We start from the raw sequence: 20473 nt of genomic DNA, 5'->3' as shown, positions 1-20473 counted from the left end.
ACGCATCCGCGTACGTGGCGTACGCGCACGTGACCATGCGTACATGAATATGCCGCAGCGCCCGGCAGCAGCACTGTGTGGATCACAGTGCGCCAACGGGCACCACGGCATCATTTCACTTGGTAGCGCGCTCGGATGTCGTCAGAGCACGCTCAGGACGCGAGGACCTCGTCGAGGAGAGCCTCGGCCTTGTCCTCGTTCGTGTTCTCCGCGAGGGCCAGCTCGCTGACCAGGATCTGTCGAGCCTTGGCGAGCATGCGCTTCTCACCGGCGGAGAGACCGCGCTCGCGCTCGCGCCGCCACAGGTCGCGGACTACTTCGGCGACCTTGATGACATCGCCGGAGGCGAGCTTCTCGAGATTTGCCTTGTAGCGACGGGACCAGTTCGTCGGCTCTTCTGCGTACGGTGCGCGCAGCACCTCGAAGACCCGGTCCAGCCCGTCCTGACCGACCACGTCGCGAACACCGACGAACTCCGCATTGTCCGCCGGCACACGAACCGTCAGGTCGCCCTGCGCGACCTTGAGCACCAAGTAGGTCTTGTCCACGCCTTTGATCTGGCGAGTTTCGATGGCCTCGATCAGCGCGGCCCCGTGATGGGGATAGACCACGGTGTCGCCAACCTTGAACGTCATGTGACAGGTACCCCTTCCGTGGCTATCCAGGGTAACACGGATACTGCTTCTTCTGAATGGCGTTTTCGCAGGTCAGGGCATATCTCGGGGCTTGACAACAGCAACACGATCGTGCTGCGGAGGGCTTCCGGAAGGCGGTATTCGCAGGTCGGAGCGGCTGCGTGGACGGAGAGAAACGCGCACACTACACCTACTCGGAGGTCCTCGAAGGTGGGGCGATGCCCCGGTTTGTCTGCTTCGGAGTGACCTTCTTCGCCTACTCCGTTCGAGGATCGTCCACCCGTACGGACGCATCGCGGGGTGATTCCGCAATTGATCAGCCGAGCCGGGTCCGGGATTTACCGGAGGTACGGCTCCGGAGAATGCGGGGGGCGCCTCGAATTGATCAAGGCGCTTATGTGAACAACAGGTCAATGGGTCGTGATCCAGCCACATCGGCCGACGCGCGGCGAGCCGGCCGCCCGGCCACCGGATCGCCCCGGAGACGCCTGCGGTCGCTTAGGGGCGGGTCGAGTGCGGGACGGAGAGTAGGGCTCGGTAACCTAAGCGCGCTGACGCACCTTTAGCCGGACCTTGGTTCCGAAGCCTGTCCATAGCCTGTCCGTACGTCATAGGAGATGCCGCCGCCGTGAGCCGCAGCCTTCGACGCGGCGCCCTCGCCGCCACCGCCATCGTGTTCTCCATCGCCGCGCTGTCCGCCTGCGGGGCGGGCAACGACGCACAGACGCTCGGCGTCCGGCCGGACAACGCCGCCGTCACCGTGGACGACGTCAAGATCCAGAACGCGCTGGTGATCACCCAGCCCGTACTCGGCGCCAAGGGCCCGGCCGCGGTTTCGGCCACCGTCTTCAACAACGGCACCCTGCCGCAGACCCTCGACTCCGTCCGCCTGCCCGGCAGCCGCGCCCTGGTGAAGCTGACGGCGGCCGAGGGCACCGGCCCGATCACCGTCCCGGCCGGCGGCTCCGTCGTCATCGGCGGCGAGGGCAACGCCTCCGCCATCATCGAGAACGGCAGCGAGTCCGCCCGCGCCGGCGACGCGCAGGAAGTCGTCTTCAAGCTGAGCCGGACCGGCGACGTGAGCCTGAACGCCTTCGTCGTCCCGGCCGCGAGCTACTTCAAGGACTTCGGCCCGACCGTGATCCCGGCGCCCCCGGGCACCGGGCCCTCCGCCTCCGCGACGCCTTCGGGCGGGGCGGAGCACGGCACCGAGGCCTCCGGCGAGCCCTCGGGCGAGGCGAGCCACCCGGCCGGTCACTGACCGTACGTACAGGTGAAGGGCGCCCTCCCCGGCCGGGGAGGGCGCCCTTCACGTATGCGTGGCGTGCGAGGCCGGAAAAGCCGTGTCCGCGCTACGGCTCGACCTCGCGGCCGGGGTCTACGGCTCGAACTTGTAGCCCAGGCCCCGGACCGTGACCAGGTAGCGCGGGGCGCCCGGGTCCGGCTCGATCTTGGCGCGCAGGCGCTTGACGTGGACATCGAGGGTCTTGGTGTCGCCCACGTAGTCCGCGCCCCACACCCGGTCGATGAGCTGCATACGGGTCAGCACGCGGCCCGCGTTGCGCAGCAGCATCTCCAGGAGGTCGAACTCCTTCAGCGGCAGGTCGACCTTGCCGCCCGCGACCGTCACCACGTGGCGGTCGACGTCCATCCGGACCGGGCCGGCCTCCAGAGCGGCCGGGGTGACCTCCTCCGGCTCCCCGCGGCGCCGCAGCACCGCGCGGATGCGGGCGACCAGCTCCCGCGAGGAGAAGGGCTTCGTCACGTAGTCGTCGGCTCCTATCTCCAGCCCGACGACCTTGTCGATCTCGCTGTCCTTGGCGGTCACCATGATGACCGGGACGTTCGAGCGGCCGCGCAGCTGACGGCACACCTCGGTACCGGGCAGCCCGGGAAGCATCAGGTCGAGGAGGACGAGGTCGGCCCCGTTGCGCTCGAACTCGTCGAGGCCGTCGGGCCCGGTCGCCGCGACGGCGACCTCGAAACCCTCTTTGCGAAGCATGTAGGACAGGGCGTCGCTGAAGGATTCCTCATCCTCGACGACGAGCACTCGGGTCACGGAAGGACCTCCGGGGCAGGAAGCGGTTCGGTCATGAGATCAGGGGTGGGGGACGAGGCGGGCCGGCGGTCCCGTACGGCGCCCGCCTCGGGCAGCCGCAGGGTGAAGGTGGAGCCCTGACCCTCGGTGCTCCAGACGGTGACCTCCCCGCCGTGGGAGGCGGCCACGTGTTTGACGATGGCCAGTCCGAGTCCCGTACCGCCGGTGGCACGGGAACGGGCCGGGTCGACCCGGTAGAAGCGCTCGAAGACGCGCTCCTTGTCCTTGTCGGGGATGCCGATGCCCTGGTCGGTGACGGCTATCTCGATCAGGTCGCCGGACGGGGCGGCCACATGGCGGGCGGCGATGCCCACCCGCGTACGGGCCGGTGAGTAGTTGACCGCGTTCTCGACGAGGTTGCCGAGGGCGGCTGCGAGCTGGCCGCGGCTCCCCCAGACCCGCAGATCGGCGTCCCCTCCGGAGACCATGGTGATCTGCTTGGTGGAAGCGGTGTGCCGGGAACGGTCGATCGCCTCGGCGACCAGTTCGTCCACGGACACCGGCTCGGAGTCCTCCAGCGGGTCGTCGTTCTGCACGCGGGAGAGGTCGATCAGCTCCTGCACGAGGTTGGTGAGGCGGGTCGCCTCTATCTGCATCCGGCCGGCGAAGCGGGTGACCGCCTCGGGGTCGTCCGAGGCGTCCATGACCGCCTCGGAGAGCAGGGAGAGCGCCCCCGTGGGCGTCTTGAGCTCATGGCTCACATTGGCGACGAAGTCGCGCCGTACCGCTTCGATGCGACGGGCCTCGGTGAGGTCCTCGACCAGCAGCAGCACGAGTCGCGAGCCCAGCGGGGCGACCCGCGCGGAGACGGCGAGGGCCTCGCCGCGTCCGGTGCCGCGCCGGGCGAGATCCAGCTCGACCTGCCGTATCTCCCCGTCGCGGCGGGTGTCGCGGGCCATGTTGAGCATCGGCTCCACGGCCAGCTTCCCGCCCCGGACCAGGCCGAGTGCGTACGCCGCCGAGCTGGCCTTCACCACGGAGTCGCTCTCGTCGAGCACCACCGCGGAGGAGCGCAGCACGGACAGCACGGTATCGACGCCGGGCGGGAGCACGGCGTCGGTGTGCAGTGAGGTTCGGGTGGGTCTCGCCTGGTCGCGTTCGCTCCAGCGGAACGCCAGCATGGCGATCACGCCGGTGCACACTCCGGCGATCGCGGCCAATGCGGCGACCGCCGCGTTCACGTCCATGCCTCAAGGTTATGCGGGCCGAAGGACACTCTCCCAGCCGTCCGAGTGGCTGCTCGAACACTCGTCGCCCAGAGTTCACCCTCAGGACCGGGCCGGTTCACTTGCCCTGGGAGGGGTGGTGGCGCGCGTAGCCCAGAGTTCACCTAGGGGAAAGAGATGGTTCATGTGTGGGGGTGGAACCCGACGCGTACAGGGCCGAACGTGGGAGCGTGGGGGTCCGAAGCCCCACCCGGACCCCGGAGCATTGCGTAGAGAGGGACATCCATGCGGGACGCGTACCACGAGGAACTTGACTCGATCGGCGAGGGCCTGGTCGAGATGGCCCGACTCGTCGGGTCGGCGATCGGGCGCGCCACGACGGCGATGCTCGACGCGGATCTGAAGCTCGCGGAGAGCGTGATCGCCGCGGACCAGAAGGTCGACGACCTCCAGCACGACCTGGAGGCGCGAGCGATAGCGCTGCTCGCCCGGCAGCAGCCGGTGGCGACGGACCTGCGCATCGTGGTGACCTCGCTGCGCATGAGCGCCGACCTGGAGCGCTCGGGCGACCTGGCGCAGCACGTCGCGAAGCTGGCGCGGCTGCGGTTCCCCGAGACGGCGGTGCCTCGGGATCTGCACGCGACCATCCTGGAGATGGGTCAGCTGGCGCAGCGCCTGATGGCGAAGGCGGCGGAGGTCATCATCACGAAGGACGTCGACCTGGCGCTCCAGCTGGAGCAGGACGACGACGAGATGGACCTGCTGCACCGGACGCTGTTCCAGCACCTGATCGACGACCGCTGGAAGCACGGCATCGAGACGGCGGTCGACGTGACGCTGCTCGGCCGCTACTACGAGCGTTTCGCGGACCACGCGGTGTCGGTGGCGAAGCGGGTCGTGTACCTGGTGACGGGCGAGCACGCGGACGAGCTCCAGGCCGCGGACGCGCCGGTGGAGGGGGCGTAGCCCTGTCGCGGCGGGGGCGTGGGGTCTGTCCGTAGGAGGGCCGCTCGCGGGCGCCGATGCGCCGTTGATGCGCCGGTCCGAGTGGGCATGCAATGGGGGGAGGCGATGTGCGCCTCGAAAGGGAGGGACCCTCATGGCCGAATCCCCCATGACGACCGACTCCGGGGCGGAGGCACCGCGCGAGGCGGTGCACCTGCCCGTACTGGGCGCCTGCGGGTGCGGCTCGGGCTGCGGCTGCGGCTGCCAGTCGGGGTCGCCGTGCCAGTGCGGTGGCTGCTCGGGCTGACCTGAACCGAGGGGGTGGGGTGCGGCTTCGTCCGCGCCCCACCCCCTTTGCTCTTCCTACGCTCCTCGCGCTCCGTCCAGGTCGAGTACGCCGACGGTCTGGTCGCCGCTGGTCTCGCCGGTCGGGCGGAAACCGAGCCGGTGGTAGAAGGCGCAGGGGCCGTCCTCGCCGGGTTCCCAGGTGACGTACAGCCGCTGTTCGCCGTGCCGCAGCAGTTCCTCGCGGACGGCGTCGACGGCGAAGCGCCCGTACCCGTTGCCCTGTGCGTCGGCGGAGATGTTGAGCCGCCAGAGACCGCTGCGGCGGTCGTCGGGGTCCTTCTTCTCGTTCCACTGGATGTCGAGGAAGGCCATCAGGAAGCCGACGAGCCGGTCGCCGTCGAAGATCAGCCGCGGCCACGCGGTGGCACCGAAGGCGTAGGCCTCGGCGAGGGAACGGGCGACGGGGGCGACGTTCCGCTCCTGGTGGGGGTGGACGCGCAGGGCGAGGGCGGCGTCGACGTTCGCGGGGGTGATCGGCTCCAGGCGGAGTGACGTACTCATGGGCTGGACGGTAACGAGTCGGCGGGGCGGAGGCTGGTGAATATCGGGCGCCTGGTTGCTGTGCGCGTTTCGGGGGGCTTGGGCTTGGCCTTGGGCGCGGAGGACTTCTTCCCGGCCGGCTTGATGACACCTGTGGTGGCGGGCTTCTTCACGACCGGCGCGACGGTCGAACCGGCGGAGCCGGGAGCCTCGGTGGTGGCAGGGGCGGTACGGGATGGGCCGGAGGCGGAAGCGCCGCCCGGGCGGACGACTCTCGGGCGCCCACTCCCGAGGGGATGCCTGCCCTCGGGCGGCTACTGGGTAGTGGGGTGTCGCCCCACTACCCAGTAGGACACCCCACTACCCAGTAGACCGGGCGCTTGCCGCTGCCAGCCCGTTGACGACCCACGGGCTCTACTGGTCACTGGACAGTGGCTACTGGACAGTGGAATCGCTCCAGCTCACCGCCGGTCTGCGTCGCTCAAGCCCGCTACTGGCTACTGGCAAGCTTTCCACTGTCCAGTAGAAGGCCCGGGGACTCTCCGCCCGCACACGGGGCGCAGGCGGTCACGCGACCTCGCCCGGCCACGGCTCTTCAGGAGCGGGGGCGACGGCGGTGCGCACCCCCGGTGCCCGCCTCTGAAGAGCCTCCCTTTCTCTCTTACTAGAGAGTTGAGAGAAAACAGCGTCCGCAGCGTCCACAGCCTCTTCGGCACCACCTCTGACCTGCGCTTTCAGTGCGGACGCTAAACAAAATGCATAGCGTCCGCCAGCGTCCGCAAGATCCACTCTCTTCTAAGAGCTTTTTCGCAGGTCAGAGCCCTCTTAGCGGGGGGAGGGTGTGCGGACGCTGCGGACACTGGCCCTCCAGGAGAGCCTGGTTCTCTCCCCATTGGCCGACTTTGGCGGCGCTCCCCAGAGGAAGACCCAGCGGCTGCGTCGGCGCGCGGTGGGCTCTTCGCCTCCGTCCGCCGTCTCGGCCGTCACGGCACAAGCAAGAGGAGCACCCCCGCCCCGCGCCGGGTGCTCCTCTTGCTTGTGCGCACTCGCCCGCACCGCAGACACGGGCAGAGGGGCTGGTGCGGGCGGCGGGGTGAGGAGGTCAGAGAGCTACGTGGGGAGGGGGATCGGGTCCACCGCGTTGAGAACCTCGTACGGCCGGCGGTGGACCACGCCGCCAGCGGCCACCACGTACCCGCCCCAGGCTCGCGTGTCGACCTTCCACCCCAGTGGCTTTGTTCATGAGAATGGACAGCAGATGTTCACTTCTCCGGGAGGCGGTACAGCCAGACTCTGTTCGAATTTTGCAATGGTGAGTGCTTCCGCCTGCTCGTCAGTGAGGGAGCACGGAGCAAGAGTCGAGACTGCTGCCGTCTTCGGATCTCTGGGGCACTACCATGCGGCGATGTCAGACTTCATAAAGCAACTCCCCGCCCTGCTTGGGGTGATGATCGGAGCCTTCGGCTCGTACGTGGTGGTCATGCGTGGCGATCGGGCGAGGTTCCGTCGGGAGCACGCAGCCCGACGGCAGGAGCAGCAGCTGGCGGCCTACACGGACTACGCGCTGACGCTGAAGAAGACCGTCACGCTTCATCGTCGCGTCGCAGCACATCTCGGCCACGACGGTTATCCACACCCCCTGCCGGCCGCAGAGGTAACTCCCCTGCTGGTCGGCGCTGCAGACTCCCGGTCCGTAGCCGGAGAAGGGCTGCTGATACTCGGCTCTCCAGACGTTGTAGAGGCTGCGCACGTGTGGGCGCTCACCGTAATGGAGGTTGCCGACCTTCTGCGTGCTCCTGGCTGTACCGCTGACACGTGGTTGGCGCAGATCGAGAAGCAGCGAATGGCTCGGGAGAAGTACTACACGGCGATCCGGCGCGACATGGGACTGCCGCCCGGTCACTCGGGCCGATGGCAGCTCTCGCCGCCTCAGCCCTCATGAGTCAACCAGCATGATCTCGAACTGGGCCGTTGTGGTCGTCGGAGATCGAGTTCGACTCACGCCCTGTTCGAATCCTTCGGTGCGCCTGCCGCCTCCTGGAGTGGTGAACATCTGCTGTCCATTCTCATGAACAAAGCCAACCCCAGACGCCCCGCGCTCCCACGTAGCCGCTTTCCCTCAGGCGCGGGCGGGAGCTGGCGCTCGCCGGCTGGCTCGCCGAGGCGGGTGTGCCGGCCGTCCGGGCCGCCGAGGAGAAGCCCCGTTCGGTCGACGGCCATCCGGTCACTCTCTGGCACCGGCTGCCCGAGGCGGTGCGGCCGACGGAGCCCCGTGATCTGGCCCCGCTGCTCCGCGCGGTGCACGCGCTGCCCGAGCCGGCCGGCTTCACCCTGCCCCGGCGTGAACTGCTCGGCGGGGTTGTGGGCGGACGAGGACGTGTCCGTCTCCCGGGTCTGCCCCGTCCACGGCCGCGCCACGATCCGCCATCACCGGGGCGGTGCTGCGTGAGCCTGCACTCCGCCCCACGGCTCAACGCCCCTCGCCGTCGGAGCCGCAAGGCGCAGCTCGCGGCCCGCGACGGGTGGCGGTGCGTCTACTGCCGCCACCCGTTCAAGGATCTGCGGGAGGCGACGATGGATCACGTCGTGCCGATCTCGCTCCACCGGACGTGGTCCGTGAACGCGCTCGTGCTCGCCTGCCAGCCCTGCAACCACGTCAAGGCCGACCGGCTGTTCCTGTCGCTCGCCCTGCTGCTGGTCTGGTCGGCCGACCCGGCGTTCACGGGTGTTCAGCCGACCGCCGATCCGACCGATCGAGCGCCCGCCGGGCCCGACCGGTCGGCCGCCCCGGAGCCGATCGAGCTGGGCCCGGACCAGGTCGACTGGCTGATGCTCGCTCGGATCGTTCCCGCCCGTTCATCGGCCGCACGGTCTACCCCTGACCAGACAAAACCCGGCAAACCGATCGAGCGGCGTGCGCGGGTCGGTCGACTCGACCACCGCCGCCGTGCGGCCCGGATGAACACCTGTGAGCAGTCGACCGATCGAGGGGTGAGCGCGTGAACAGCACCACCAAGCCGGTGAACGGAACCGCCCGACCGATCGACCCCGACCGGTCGACCGACCCGGCACCCGTGAACACCGACCCGGCACCCGTGAACACCGGCCGGGCCGCCGTGAACACTCGGCGCAAGGCCGTGAACAAGCCCCCGGCCGACGACGGCGGGAAGAAGCCGTCGGCCGCCGTGCGGCTGGTCGCCCTGGCCCGGGAGCGGTACCGGTTCGTCATGTCGACGGATGGTCGCCCCTACGCGGTCGCGGTTGACGGCCCGAACCTCGTGCTGCCGTTCAAGGGGCGCTCCGGGGTGAGGCAGCGGCTGGCCCGCCTGTACGCCGAGACGTTTGACGGCGACGTGGCCTCTCAGCCGGCGCTGGCGGACGCGATGACGGTGCTGGAGGGCATCGCGGAGGACGACGACCCGGTACCGGTGCATCTGCGGGCCGGTCAGGACGACCTGGGCACGATCGTGGTCGACCTGGGTGCCGCCGACGGCCGCGCCGTCACGGTATCCGCCGGGGGCTGGCAGGTCGTGCCGCGCTCGCCGCTGCTGTTCCGGCGCTCCGGGGCCATGTCGCCCATGCCCACCCCGATCCTCGAAGGGGACGGGCTGGCCATGCTCCACAGCATGTTCAACATGGACGAGTCGGCGTTCCGGCGGCTCGTGGCCTGGCTCATCGCCGCGTGGATGCCGAACATCCCGCACCCGGTCCTAACGTTCAAGGGCGAGCAGGGCACGGGGAAGTCGGCCGCCGCGCAGATGGTGGTGAACCTGGTCGACCCTTCCCCCGCGGCTAAGCGGTCCGCGCCACGGGACCTCAAAGCGTGGTCGACGCAGGCGTTCAACTCCTGGGCCCTGTGCCTGGACAACATCTCCGTGATCCCGCCGTGGCTGTCGGACACCCTGTGCAAGGCCGTGACGGGCGACGGGTTCGTTGACCGGGCCCTGTACAGCGACGAGACGTGATGGTGGTGTCCTTCCGCCGGGTGCTGGCCATGACCACCATCGACGCCGGCGCGCTCGCCGGAGACCTCGCGGAACGGCTGCTCATGCTCGACCTCCAGTTGATCGAGCCGGAGCGGCGTCGGACGGAGGAAGAACTGGCGACCGCGTTCGAGGCCGTGCGGCCCGCCGTCCTCGGCGCACTCTTCGATCTCCTCGCCTCCGTCCTCGCTGCCCTGCCGAACGTGCGACTGGACTCCCTGCCCCGCATGGCCGACTTCGCCCGCGTCCTGGCTGCCGTCGACCAGGTCATGGAGTGGAACACCCTGGACGACTACCTCGCCGCGTCCGCGAACGTCGCCGGAGACGCCCTGGAAGGCGACCCGTTCGGCTCCGCCGTCGTCGCCCTGGTCGAGCAGTGCGGCACGTGGACCGGGACCGCCGCACAGCTCCTGGAGCACGTCCAGCCCCCGGGCGGCATCCGGCCGCCCACCTGGCCCAAGGACGCCACCCGCGCGAGCGGGAAGGTCAAGCGCATCGCCCCGCTCCTACGGTCGGTCGGCATCACCGTGGACGACACGCAACGTAGCCGGGACCGGCACCGCCACAAGCTCCTCGTGCTCGCCCGGACCGACCTCCCCAAGGAGACAGCGTCCGCAGCGTCCGCACCCCCGACCGGCCCTCTCTGGCCCGATGTTCCCCCGAACGGGCAGGGCCACAGGGTCCCTGACCAGGAGTGACACCGCCGGACCGGGCCGCCCATCAGCGGCCCGGACACGGCACGGAGCTGCGGACGCTAGAGCCGTCCGGTGTCCGCAGCGTCCGCACTAGCGTCCGCACCTCTCACCACCCCTGAACTGCGAGAACGGGAACGTGCGGACGCTGGGGCGCTGCGGACGCTGCGATACATCAACTCTCTAGGACGGCCACCGGCATCACTCCCACCCCGCCCCGCGACGGACACGAGGAGTCACCAATCACCATGGCCAGCAACCCCGTCGAGACCCTGCGCGCTGGACTCCCGGACCGCTACCTCACCCCCGAGGACATCGCCGCGATGTTCTCCGTCCCCATCGAGACCGTCTACCACTGGCGCAAGCAGCGCACCGGCCCGCCCGGCTTCCGCGTCGGCCGCCACGTCCGCTACGACCCCGCCGCCGTCCGCACCTGGGTCCAGCACCAGGAAGCCACCGACACCGCCGCCTGACCCGCCGGCCGACCGGGAGGTAGAGCCCCTCCCCGCTACCCGTCACGGCGTCACGCCCCACCGTCACACCTCCTACCGGAGCGGCTCGGGTAGAGAGAGCCCTTTACCCCGGTAGAGGGGGCGGTAAGGGCCACTGACCTGCGAGGTAAGGCAGGTAAAGGGGGCCCGTCACGGCCGTGACTCTGCCCGTCACACCCCTGTCACGGGCAGGGAGGCGTCAGGGAGGCACCCTCCCAAGCCGCACGCACACCACTCCACAGCCAACTCCCACGGCACCCCCATGCCTCCCTCCCTGAGGGCAGGCGCACCACCAACCGAGAGGAAACAGCCCACATGGCTGGCCACATCCAAGACCGCTGGTACAAGACCGAGACCGGCACCGACGGCAAAGGGCGTCAGGTCAAGTCAGACCGCTACGGACTCGGGCTCCGCTACCGGGCCCGATACATCGGCCCCGACGGCACCGAGAAGTCCAAGAGCTTCCCCGACAAGCAGAAGCGCCTCGCCGCCCAGTGGCTCTCCCACATCGAGGCGGACATGTCCCGGGGGCAGTACGTCGACACTCGGGCGAGCCGGGTCACCTTCCGGCAGTACGGCGAGAAGTGGCTCCGCACTCACCTGGCGGACCCCAACACCGGCTTCTCGATGGAGTCGCAGCTCAAGCTCCACGCCTTCCCGTACATCGGGTCCAGGCCCCTCGGGTCGTTCCGGCCGGAGCACATTCGGGACTGGCTCACCGAGCTGGCGGACGCCGGGGTGAACGGCTCGTACGCCCGGGTCATCTACTCCAACGTCCGGCTCGTGCTGAACGCGGCCGTGGACGACGGGCACCTGTCCAAGAACCCGTGCGCCGCGCGGTCCGTCAAGGCTCCGGCCATCGAGGAGAAGCGGGTGACGCCGTGGACCCCGGAGCGCGTGTTCGCGGTCCGGGCCGCGCTTCCCCAGCGGTTCCGGGCGATGGTCGACGCTGGGGCCGGTTGCGGAATGCGCCAGGGCGAGATCCTCGGCCTCTCCGTGGATGCGGTCGACTTCAAAACGAACACGGTGCGCGTCGTGCGACAGCTCAAGCTCAGCCGCAGCAAGCCCGTGTTCGCGCCGCCGAAGGGCGGGAAGCTCCGGGACGTGCCGTTGGCGGCTCCCGTCGCCGACGCGCTGCGGCGACACATGAAGCTCTTCCCGCCCGTGGACATCACCCTGCCGTGGATGACCCAGGGCGGAGAGTCAGTCACTCATCGGCTGCTCTTCAGCGCGCCCCTCTGGGCAACCACATCTGGCGGAACCAATTCAACTCCGACCAGTGGAAGCCCGCCCTTGCGGCGGCCGGCGTCATCCCGGAGCGCGAGGAAAGCTACGCGTCGGCACGCGAGCACGGGATGCACGCGCTGAGGCACTTCTACGCGTCGGTGCTCCTGGACTCCGGAGAGAACATCAAGGCCCTCGCGGAGCACTTGAGGCACTCCGACCCAGGGCTGACGCTGAGGGTGTACGCCCACCTCATGCCGAGCAGCCGAGAACGCACACGCAACGCGGTTGCCTCAATCTACTCGCAGCAATTTTAACTGCGCCACGAAAAGCAGGGCACATCCCTGAAAATAGATCCAAAATCACTCTCGCTAAAACTGGGCCACCTTCATTCCGCACTAATCACGCCACCCTCTCGACTGCAATAGCGACTCGAATCAATAGTGCGCGAGAACCCATCTCATCTCATTCGAGTCGATGAGATGAGATAGGTTGCCGCCGCATCTTTGAAGTCTCCCGGCAAAGCGAGGGGCCGGCCGGGCGGGCGGGCGGGCGGCCGGGCGGGCGGGCGGGCGGGCGGCCGGGCGGGCGGCCGGGCGGGCGGCCGGGCGGGCGGCCGGGCGGGCGGCCGGGCGGCCGGGCGGGCGGCCGGGCGGCCGGGCGGGCGGCCGCATCGCCTCTTGGCAGCCTGGCGCTCCTTTTGGCGGTCCGGTGCGCAACATTGCACTTGAGTGCGCCTTTTGGCGGCCCGGCGCTCCTTTTGGCGGCCCGGCGCTCCTTTTGACGGCCGGGTGCGCAATCTTGGCGCAGAGTGCACCTTTAGTAGCCGGGCGAGTCAGCAGGCGATTTTGAGTTCCGGCTAAGCCGCATTAGGCTCCCCGTAAGAAATGGGAAGCCGCCCCGTGCCTGGGGCGGCTTCGTGCTCCATTCTGCGCCGAGTATCAATCAGCAACACATCAGGAGAGTTTCATGGTACTACCGGTCGTTAGCATCCTCGTAGCCTTGCGCGGCCCTGAATGGATCGTCGCAGCGGCTCTCGTCGCAGCAAGCGCCTGGGCGAGCGGGCTGCCCTGGTGGGCGGTCCTTCCGGGCACCGCCCTGATGGCGGTCCGCGTGCGCATTCGGGTGATGCGCCTGCGGCATCGCCGCGTCTGACGTCCCATAGACGGCCCAGAGTCATGAACGTGGCCCCCACCCGCGAAGAAATCGCAGGTGGGGGCCTTGATCACGCGTAGGGCTACTTCTTGCCCTGGTTCTTGACCGCCTCGATGGCCGATGCCGCGGCCTCCGGGTCGAGGTAGGTGCCGCCCGGGTTCAGGGGCTTGAAGTTTTCGTCCAGTTCGTATGCGAGCGGGATGCCCGTCGGGATGTTGAGGCCCGCGATGTCCGCGTCCGAGATGCCGTCCAGGTGCTTCACCAGGGCGCGGAGGCTGTTGCCGTGGGCGGCGACCAGGACCGTGCGGCCGGTGAGGAGGTCCGGGACGATCGCGTCGTACCAGTACGGGAGCATCCGCTCCACGACGTCCTTCAGGCACTCCGTGCGCGGGCGCAGCTCCGGCGGGATCGTCGCGTAGCGCGGGTCGTGCGCCTGCGAGTACTCGCTGTCGTCCGAGAGCGCCGGCGGCGGGGTGTCGTACGAGCGGCGCCACAGCATGAACTGCTCCTCGCCGAACTCGGCGAGCGTCTGCGCCTTGTCCTTGCCCTGGAGCGCGCCGTAGTGGCGCTCGTTGAGGCGCCAGGAGCGGTGGACCGGGATCCAGTGGCGGTCCGCGGACTCCAGCGAGAGCTGGGCGGTGCGGATGGCGCGCTTCTGGAGGGAGGTGTGCAGCACGTCGGGCAGCAGGCCGGCGTCCTTGAGCAGCTCGCCGCCGCGCGTCGCCTCCTTCTCGCCCTTCGCGGTGAGGTTCACGTCCACCCAACCGGTGAACAGATTCTTCTCGTTCCACTCGCTCTCGCCATGGCGGAGGAGGATCAGCTTGTACGGTGCGTCGGCCATGCGTACGAGCCTAATGGACCTCTGACGATTGACGCGCGCAGTCAATTCGCTGGCGTCCGGCACATGAGATGCGTAAGTTACGACTGCCGTCAGTGGGACTTACATATTCAGGGGGCCTGCCACACATGTCCATCGACTCGCTCAGACGATCAGCCCGCGAGACGGTCTCCGGGCTCCCGCAGGGCTTCTGGTGGCTCTGGCTGTCGACCTTGGTCAACAGGACCGGGGCTTTCGTCCTGACTTTCCTCTCCCTCTATCTGACGGTCGAGCTCGGGCACTCCGCCTGGTTCGCCGGACTCGTCGTCGCCCTCCACGGCCTCGGCGGCGTCGCGGGATCCCCGCTCGGCGGCGCGCTCACCGACCGCTGGGGCCGCCGCCCCACCATGATCACCATGCACCTCGCGGCCGCCGCCAGCGCCGCCGCCCTCGCCGTCGTCACCAGCGCCTGGGCCATCGCGACCGTCGTCCTCCTGATGGGCGTCGCCATGCAGGCCGTCCGCCCCTCCATCAACGCCACCATCGCCGACATGGTCCCCGCCCACGAGGTGCGCCGGGCGTACGCCCTCAACTACTGGGCCCTCAACCTCGGCTTCGCCATCGCCTCCATCGGCGGCGGCGCCGCGATCTTCCTCGGCTACCGCACCCTCTTCGTCGTCGACGCCGTCGCCACCACGCTGTGCGCGGTCATCGTCTTCCTCCGGCTCCCCGAGACCCGCCCCGAGGCCCGCACCGACACGGCCGGCGAGCCCGTCGTCGAGGCGAAGGTCAGCATGCTCACCGTGCTGCGCGACGCCCCCTTCCGCACGCTCGTCCTGCTCAACCTCCTCGTCTGCCTCGTCTTCACCGCCCCCTGGATCGGTCTGCCGCTCACCATGGCGGACCAGGGCCTCTCCCCCTCCTCGTACGGCGTCGTCATCGCCGTCAACGGCATCGTGATCGTCGGCTTCCAGCTGCTCGTCAACCGGCTCACCGACAAGCGCTCCCCGGTCGTCCTGCTCACCCTCTCCTCCCTCCTCTTCGCCCTCGGCACCGGCGCCACCGCCCTCGCGGGCTCCTCCGTGGTGGCCTTCGCCGCGACCGTCGTCGTCTGGACCGTCGGCGAGATGATCCACGTCCCCACCAACGCCGCCGCCACCGCCCGGCTCGCCCCCGAGCACGCCCGCGGCCGCTACCAGGGCGTCATGGGGATGTCCTGGGCCGTCGCCGGTTTCGTCGCCCCGATCGGCGCGGGCGCGATCGTCGGCGGTCCCGGCCCGACCGTCCTCTGGGCGGCGACCTTCGCCATCGGCGTCATCGCCGCCGTCGGGTACTCCATCCGACTGCGCAAGGCCCTCTGCGAGGAGACGGCCACCGGAGCCGACACCGTCACCGCCGCTGACACCACCGACGCCACCGGCACCACCACCGCAGACACCACCAGCGCCACCAGCGCCACCAGCGCCGAGCAGCCGGTCGCTCCCGTCAGCGCCTGAGTGCCCGCTGCGCCTCGTACAGGTTCCCCGGCCGTACCGATCCCGGGCTTCCGTACGCCTCCACGCGCGCGTGGAGGTCTCCGGAGAAGTCCGGGACGTCGGTCTGGTCGAATTCGCGGACCTCGCTGATGCCCACCGTCGCGCTGTACGGCGCGACGGTGTCGATCTTCACCAGACCGGCCCTGCCGTTGGTCACCCTCACGTTCCAGTGGACGAACCGGGCCCCGTACAGCGGGCCCGCCGATCCGTCCCCGCCGTGCCGGCCGTTGTTCTCGACCGTGATCTCGGTCCGTACGTTCGCGAACGGCATGCCCCGGTGGGTGTCGAAGGTGCCCATCTCCATCACCCCGCGCGACCACACGTTGTGGCTGGACAGGCCCTCGACGTTGATGCCGTGGAGCTGGGTGCCGGCCGGCGCCGGGACCGTACGGGCGACGACACGGAAGTCCTCGACCAGGTTGTCGTGGGCGCCCTCCCGGCAGAAGTACGGGTGGTGCGAGCCGCGTCCCTCCACCCGCGTCCGGCGCAGGGTGCAGGCGGAGGCGGCGACGAGCCCGAAGCCGTTGTCGACATGCCGGACCACCACGTCCTCCGCCCAGCAGTCGTACGCGCACTGGAAGACGACCCCGTTGTAGCCCTTGTCGAGCAGATGGGGTGACTGCGGGGTCTCGACCGCCTCCAGGGTCAGGCCGACCACCCCGGAGTGGGTGAGCGGTACCACCCCGGAGACGAGTCGGGGGTCCCACTCGGGGCGTACATCGAGGGGCAGCGGACGTTCCAGGGTGACCTTCCCGCCGCGTACGGCGGTGATCCTCACGGGCCACTCGTAGGGGACGTAGCTGGTCAGCTTCGTCTTGTCGTCCCAGGTGTACGCCTCCGCTCCCGGACCGCCGCCCGCCATGTGCTCCAGGAGGGTGTGGCCGGCGTCGTCGGCCAGCCGGAGGACGACCAGTTGACCGCACGTCAGGGCGGAAGGGTCCTCGACGGTCACCGAGCGGTCGCCCCGGCGGGCCGGACGGACGGCGGTGAGCGTGGTCCACTCGTCGCGCCGGTTGCCCGTCCAGCCCTCGAAGGGCCAGGCCCGGTCCCGTACCGCGGCGACCAGGGAGGCGTGCCGGGCCTGCGGCGACAGCCAGATCAGGCCGCCGGCCCAGGACCAGGACGACTTGTCGCCGCCGTACCGGGACCCGTAGGGGCCGATCAGTTCCGTGAGACTGCGGGTGGCGATCAGCCTCGTGCGGCCGGAGCCCGCACCCCGCAGGACGACACCGCTGTGCCCGATCCGCAGGTAGTCGTCGATCCGGTACGTGCCCGGCGGCAGGAGGACCGTGCCGCCGCCGCGCTCCCCGGCCTCCGCGAGGGCCCGGTTGACCGCGGGGGCGGAGTCACCGGAGCCGTCGGGGGTCGCCCCGTAGGTGACGGCGTTCGCCACGACCGGCGGGCGGGGTGCGCGGCGGGCCCCGGCGTGGGCGCCGGCCCGTCCCACGTAGGGGATCTGGGGGTGGGTGCAGGGGGCCGACTCGAACTCCCGCCAGAGGGGGGTAGGGAGGGGGAAGCCGGTGGGGCTGATGCGGCGCGTGGGATCGGTGGGGCCTGTGGGGCCTGTGGGATCGGCGGGGCCTGTGGGGAGGGTGAAACCGGTCGTGCCCGCCGCTCCCGCCACCGCCGCCGCGCCGCCGACGAACTGCCTTCTGCTGAGTGCCATGAACCTGAGCCCTTTCACATGTATGAACGGTGTTCAGATCTGCGTTGGGCGAGAGCATGGCAGCAGAAGCCCCTTGCGGGAAGGGACGCGGAAGAGGGGAGCCGGAAGAGGAGAGCGGGAAGAAGGAGACCCGAAGCGGTCAGCCCCCTGGCTGCTCGGACGGCTCCTGGGACGGCTTCTGGGTCAGGTTCTTGAACGCGTCGAGGTTCCGGGTCGACTCGCCGCGCGAGACCCGCCACTCGTACTCGCGCCGGATCGCCGAAGCGAACCCCAGCTCCAGGAGCGTGTTGAAGTCGCCGTCCGCCGCCTCCAGGACCGAGCCGAGCAGCCGGTCGAGTTCCTCGGGCGTGACGGCGGAGAGCGGCAGCTTGCCGGCGAGGTAGACGTCGCCGAGGCCGTCGACCGCGTAACCCACCCCGTACAGCTTGAGGTTGCGTTCGAGCAGCCAGCGGTGGACGCCCGCCTCGTTCTCGTCCGGGTGGCGGATGACGAAGGCGTTGAGGGAGAGGGAGTGGCGGCCCGCCCGGAGCGAGAGCGTGGTGAACAGCTTGCGCGTGCCCGGGAGCTTCACGACGTACGAGCCGGGCTCCGGGGACTCCCAGTCCAGCTCCGCGTCGTTGAAGGTGTCCTCGATGATCCGCCGAACGTCCTCAGCCATGGTGGGAGCGTACGCGACGGCGGTTCTCCCGCAGCCGATGGTCGTGCATGGCGGCCGTGTACACGTCCGCCGTCCCCGAGGCCGCCGTGTCCCAGCCGAAGGACCCCGCGTGCAGGGCCGCCGCCGCGCCCATCCGGTCCACGAGCGACGGGTCGGCCACGAACCGGCCGAGCGCGCGGGCGTAGTCCGCCGGGTCGTGCCCCTGGACGAGGAAACCGGTCGAGTCGTCCCGTACGGCCACGGGCAGACCGCCGACCGAGGCCGCGACCACCGGGGTGCCGGCCGCCTGCGCCTCGATGGCGACCAGGCCGAAGGACTCGCTGTACGAGGGCATGACGAGGACGCTCGCCGCGCGGAACCAGTCCGCGAGCCGGTCCTGCCCGACCGGCGGGTGGAAGCGCACGACGTCCGCGATGCCGAGCCGGGCGGCCAGCTTCTGCAGGCCCTCCGGCTTCGCGAGGCCGCTGCCGCTCGGACCGCCGACCACCGGCACCACCATGCGCGAGCGCAGCGACGGGTCCTGGTCGACAAGCAGCGCGGCGGCCCGGAGCAGGATGTCCGGCGCCTTCAGCGGCTGTATCCGCCCGGCGAAGACCGGGATGAAGGCGTCCTGCGGCAGCCCGAGCCGGGCACGGGCGGCGGCGCGGCCGTCGGCGGGGCGGAATCGGTCGAGGTTGACGCCCGGGTGGACGACCGCGATCTTGCCGGGGTCGGCCTCGTAGAAACGGGCCAGCTCGTCGGCCTCCTCGGCCGTGTTCGCGATCAGCCGGTCGGCGGCGGAGACGATCTGCGTCTCCCCGATCACCCGGGCCGCGGGCTCGGGGGTGTCGCCCTCGGCGAGCGCCGCGTTCTTGACCTTCGCCATGGTGTGCATGGCGTGGACGAGCGGGACGCCCCAGCGCTCGGCGGCGAGCCAGCCGACGTGGCCGGAGAGCCAGTAGTGGGAGTGGACGAGGTCGTAGTGGCCGGGGCGGTGACCCGCCCACGCCTGCATCACGCCGTGCGTGAAGGCGCAGAGCTGCGCGGGCAGCTCCTCCTTGGCCAGGCCCTCGTAGGGGCCGGCGTCGACGTGCCGGACGAGGACGCCGGGGGTCAGCTCGACGACCGGGGGCAGCCCGCCGGTCGTGGCCCGGGTGAAGATCTCGACCTCGATGTCGATGGCGGCGAGTCGTTTCGCCAGTTCGACGATGTAGACGTTCATGCCGCCCGCGTCGCCCGTGCCCGGCTGGTGCAGCGGGGAGGTGTGGACGCTGAGCATGGCCACGCGGCGCGGGGTGCGGTTCCGGCCGGGGAGCCGGAGCCGGGTCGGCGCCGGATGCCGGTGCCGGGTTCCGGCGAACCGGGACACGTACTGGCTCACGTCGGCGGTCCTTCCGCTCGGGGGCTGAACATGTCGGCCTCTCTGAGGCCGAACACGTCGTCCTTGACATGTCGGGGCGGTGCTCGGGCGCCGCGGGCATGACGGCGGGAGGGCGTAGTACGCCCTCCGGCCCCTTCAACACCGGAATGGGTCCCTTCATTTCCTCCACCGGTGCCGCTTTGCCAATTAATTACCGGGGTGCGCCGCCCCCGACCCCCACCCCGTAACCTTTTCGGCATGGCCCCGCGCACCACCCGCCCCGTCGGCAACCCGACCCGCGGGACCACCAACCCCAACCGGCTGCGCCGCATGGACCGCTGGATCGCCGCCGTCCACGGCCCCGCCCTGCGCCGCTCCCCCGAGCCGCCGCTCGCCGTCGACCTCGGTTACGGGGCCGCCCCCTGGACCGCCGTCGAACTCCTGGCCCGGCTGCGCACCGCCGAACCCCGTACCCGCCTCTACGGCATCGAGATCGAACCCGCCCGGGTCGAGGCCGCGAAGCCGTACGAGCACGAGGGCCTCTCCTTCCTGCACGGCGGCTTCGAGGTGCCGGTGCCCGGCCGGGTCGCCCTGATCCGGGCGGCGAACGTGCTGCGCCAGTACGACGAGGAGCAGGTCGCGGCCGTCTGGCGGCGGCTGTGCGGGCGGCTCGCGCCCGGCGGACTCCTCGTCGAGGGGACCTGCGACGAGATCGGGCGCCGGCACGTGTGGGTGGCGCTCGACGCCGACGGACCCCGGACGGTGACCTTCGCGACCCGCCTCGGCTCGCTGGAGCGCCCCTCGGACCTGGCGGAGCGGCTGCCGAAGGCGCTCATCCACCGCAACGTGCCGGGCGAGCCGGTGCACGCGTTCCTGCGGGACTTCGACCGGGCGTGGGCGGCGGCGGCCCCGTACGCCTCGCTCGGCGCGCGGCAACGGTGGATCCGCTCGGTCCGCGACCTGGCGGCGGACTGGCCGCTGACGGACGGGCCGCGGCGGTGGCGGCAGGGAGAGGTGTCGGTGCGGTGGGAGGCGCTGGCGCCTCGGTGACGTCCGCTTTCCCGATCGCGGGTCCGGTGACCCCGGCTCGGGGGCGTTTCCCGTTCGCCGCTCCCTTCCCCTTTCTTTCCCCAACTCCCGCTGAATTCCCCGTACGTCGGGAACGCCACGCGCGCACCACTCGTCCCCCGTGAGGGAAGCAGGCCGACAGGCCCCGGTTTCCCCTGTTGCTTTGCGGTTTC

The 20473-nt window shown here is 70.3% G+C and carries 19 protein-coding genes and 2 pseudogenes; 12 read left to right on the top strand and 9 right to left on the bottom strand.

Annotated features, from left to right (window positions below; all coding sequences use genetic code 11):
- Nucleotides 1–152 precede the first annotated feature (152 nt).
- A complete protein-coding gene (locus V4Y03_RS18385) occupies nt 153–635 on the bottom strand; it encodes a CarD family transcriptional regulator (protein WP_003953493.1) in 483 nt (160 codons plus the stop codon).
- 628 nt (nt 636–1263) lie between these two features.
- On the opposite strand from V4Y03_RS18385, the gene V4Y03_RS18380 reads away from it, so the two are divergent.
- Entirely contained in the window at nt 1264–1896 is a 633-nt protein-coding gene (locus V4Y03_RS18380) for a DUF461 domain-containing protein (RefSeq protein ID WP_332435598.1), read from the top strand.
- Between the two features lie 117 nt (nt 1897–2013).
- On the opposite strand, the gene V4Y03_RS18375 is transcribed toward V4Y03_RS18380, so the two are convergent.
- Both V4Y03_RS18375 and V4Y03_RS18370 read right to left on the bottom strand, forming a co-directional pair.
- Nucleotides 2014–2694 carry a response regulator transcription factor gene (locus V4Y03_RS18375; protein WP_015035162.1) on the bottom strand — a complete coding sequence of 227 codons (681 nt, stop codon included), beginning with the start codon at nt 2692–2694 and terminating at the stop codon, nt 2014–2016.
- Nucleotides 2691–3920, bottom strand: coding sequence for a sensor histidine kinase (locus V4Y03_RS18370; protein WP_317873245.1), 1230 nt, complete (start codon nt 3918–3920; stop codon nt 2691–2693). The genes V4Y03_RS18375 and V4Y03_RS18370 overlap by 4 nt, the downstream gene beginning before the upstream one ends.
- Nucleotides 3921–4184: 264 nt before the next feature.
- Here V4Y03_RS18370 and phoU point away from each other — a divergent pair, with 264 nt between their 5' ends.
- Together phoU and V4Y03_RS18360 are read left to right on the top strand one after the other, a co-directional pair.
- Nucleotides 4185–4865 (top strand): phosphate signaling complex protein PhoU, encoded by a 681-nt coding sequence (gene phoU / locus V4Y03_RS18365; RefSeq protein WP_317873246.1) that lies wholly within the window; start codon nt 4185–4187, stop codon nt 4863–4865.
- A gap of 133 nt (nt 4866–4998) precedes the next feature.
- A complete protein-coding gene (locus V4Y03_RS18360; protein ID WP_317873247.1) occupies nt 4999–5151 on the top strand; it encodes a hypothetical protein in 153 nt (50 codons plus the stop codon).
- A gap of 56 nt (nt 5152–5207) precedes the next feature.
- Here V4Y03_RS18360 and V4Y03_RS18355 read toward each other — a convergent pair whose 3' ends face one another.
- Together V4Y03_RS18355 and V4Y03_RS18350 are read right to left on the bottom strand one after the other, a co-directional pair.
- Entirely contained in the window at nt 5208–5693 is a 486-nt protein-coding gene (locus V4Y03_RS18355) for a GNAT family N-acetyltransferase (protein ID WP_332435597.1), read from the bottom strand.
- A 1089-nt stretch (nt 5694–6782) separates the two neighbouring features.
- Nucleotides 6783–6902 carry a bifunctional DNA primase/polymerase gene (locus V4Y03_RS18350; protein ID WP_332437217.1) on the bottom strand — a complete coding sequence of 40 codons (120 nt, stop codon included), beginning with the start codon at nt 6900–6902 and terminating at the stop codon, nt 6783–6785.
- 175 nt (nt 6903–7077) lie between these two features.
- Here V4Y03_RS18350 and V4Y03_RS18345 point away from each other — a divergent pair, with 175 nt between their 5' ends.
- The 7 genes and pseudogenes from V4Y03_RS18345 to V4Y03_RS18315 all read left to right on the top strand — a co-directional run bounded on the left by V4Y03_RS18345 (nt 7078) and on the right by V4Y03_RS18315 (nt 12379).
- Entirely contained in the window at nt 7078–7614 is a 537-nt protein-coding gene (locus tag V4Y03_RS18345; protein WP_332435596.1) for a hypothetical protein, read from the top strand.
- A 179-nt stretch (nt 7615–7793) separates the two neighbouring features.
- A pseudogene (locus V4Y03_RS18340) lies at nt 7794–8033 on the top strand (aminoglycoside phosphotransferase family protein); the annotation flags it as partial.
- Complete coding sequence (locus tag V4Y03_RS18335; protein ID WP_332437216.1) at nt 8034–8675, top strand: HNH endonuclease; 642 nt, start codon at nt 8034–8036, stop codon at nt 8673–8675.
- Nucleotides 8672–9637 (top strand): hypothetical protein, encoded by a 966-nt coding sequence (locus tag V4Y03_RS18330; RefSeq protein ID WP_332435595.1) that lies wholly within the window; start codon nt 8672–8674, stop codon nt 9635–9637. Before V4Y03_RS18335 ends, V4Y03_RS18330 begins: the two co-directional genes overlap by 4 nt.
- Nucleotides 9638–9666: 29 nt before the next feature.
- Nucleotides 9667–10353, top strand: a complete 687-nt coding sequence (locus V4Y03_RS18325) for a hypothetical protein (protein ID WP_332435594.1) — start codon at nt 9667–9669, stop codon at nt 10351–10353.
- A gap of 242 nt (nt 10354–10595) precedes the next feature.
- Nucleotides 10596–10820, top strand: a complete 225-nt coding sequence (locus tag V4Y03_RS18320) for a helix-turn-helix transcriptional regulator (protein WP_332435593.1) — start codon at nt 10596–10598, stop codon at nt 10818–10820.
- Nucleotides 10821–11153: 333 nt separating this feature from the next.
- Nucleotides 11154–12379, top strand: a pseudogene (locus tag V4Y03_RS18315) (tyrosine-type recombinase/integrase).
- A 920-nt stretch (nt 12380–13299) separates the two neighbouring features.
- Here V4Y03_RS18315 and V4Y03_RS18310 read toward each other — a convergent pair.
- The gene (locus V4Y03_RS18310) at nt 13300–14058 is read right to left on the bottom strand and encodes a phosphoglyceromutase (RefSeq protein ID WP_317873249.1); all 759 of its coding nucleotides are present in this window, start codon (nt 14056–14058) and stop codon (nt 13300–13302) included.
- 125 nt (nt 14059–14183) lie between these two features.
- Here V4Y03_RS18310 and V4Y03_RS18305 point away from each other — a divergent pair, with 125 nt between their 5' ends.
- Nucleotides 14184–15530 carry an MDR family MFS transporter gene (locus tag V4Y03_RS18305; protein WP_332435592.1) on the top strand — a complete coding sequence of 449 codons (1347 nt, stop codon included), beginning with the start codon at nt 14184–14186 and terminating at the stop codon, nt 15528–15530.
- On the opposite strand, the gene V4Y03_RS18300 is transcribed toward V4Y03_RS18305, so the two are convergent.
- The 3 genes from V4Y03_RS18300 to mshA all read right to left on the bottom strand — a co-directional run bounded on the left by V4Y03_RS18300 (nt 15520) and on the right by mshA (nt 19253).
- A complete protein-coding gene (locus V4Y03_RS18300) occupies nt 15520–17235 on the bottom strand; it encodes a glycosyl hydrolase family 28-related protein (protein WP_332435591.1) in 1716 nt (571 codons plus the stop codon). The two genes, V4Y03_RS18305 and V4Y03_RS18300, sit on opposite strands and share 11 nt — an antisense overlap.
- Nucleotides 17236–17374: 139 nt before the next feature.
- Nucleotides 17375–17893 (bottom strand): YbjN domain-containing protein, encoded by a 519-nt coding sequence (locus tag V4Y03_RS18295; RefSeq protein WP_332435590.1) that lies wholly within the window; start codon nt 17891–17893, stop codon nt 17375–17377.
- Nucleotides 17886–19253: a D-inositol-3-phosphate glycosyltransferase gene (mshA, locus tag V4Y03_RS18290; RefSeq protein WP_332435589.1), complete on the bottom strand. Its 1368-nt coding sequence runs from the start codon at nt 19251–19253 to the stop codon at nt 17886–17888. The genes V4Y03_RS18295 and mshA overlap by 8 nt, the downstream gene beginning before the upstream one ends.
- A 237-nt stretch (nt 19254–19490) precedes the next feature.
- Here mshA and V4Y03_RS18285 point away from each other — a divergent pair, with 237 nt between their 5' ends.
- A complete protein-coding gene (locus tag V4Y03_RS18285) occupies nt 19491–20282 on the top strand; it encodes a class I SAM-dependent methyltransferase (protein WP_317873254.1) in 792 nt (263 codons plus the stop codon).
- Nucleotides 20283–20473 lie beyond the last annotated feature (191 nt).

Source organism: Streptomyces sp. P9-A4 (genome assembly GCF_036634195.1).
GTDB lineage: Bacteria > Actinomycetota > Actinomycetes > Streptomycetales > Streptomycetaceae > Streptomyces.
The sequence above is the reverse complement of the archived record's forward strand: the minus strand, read 5'-3'. Positions and strand labels throughout refer to the sequence as shown.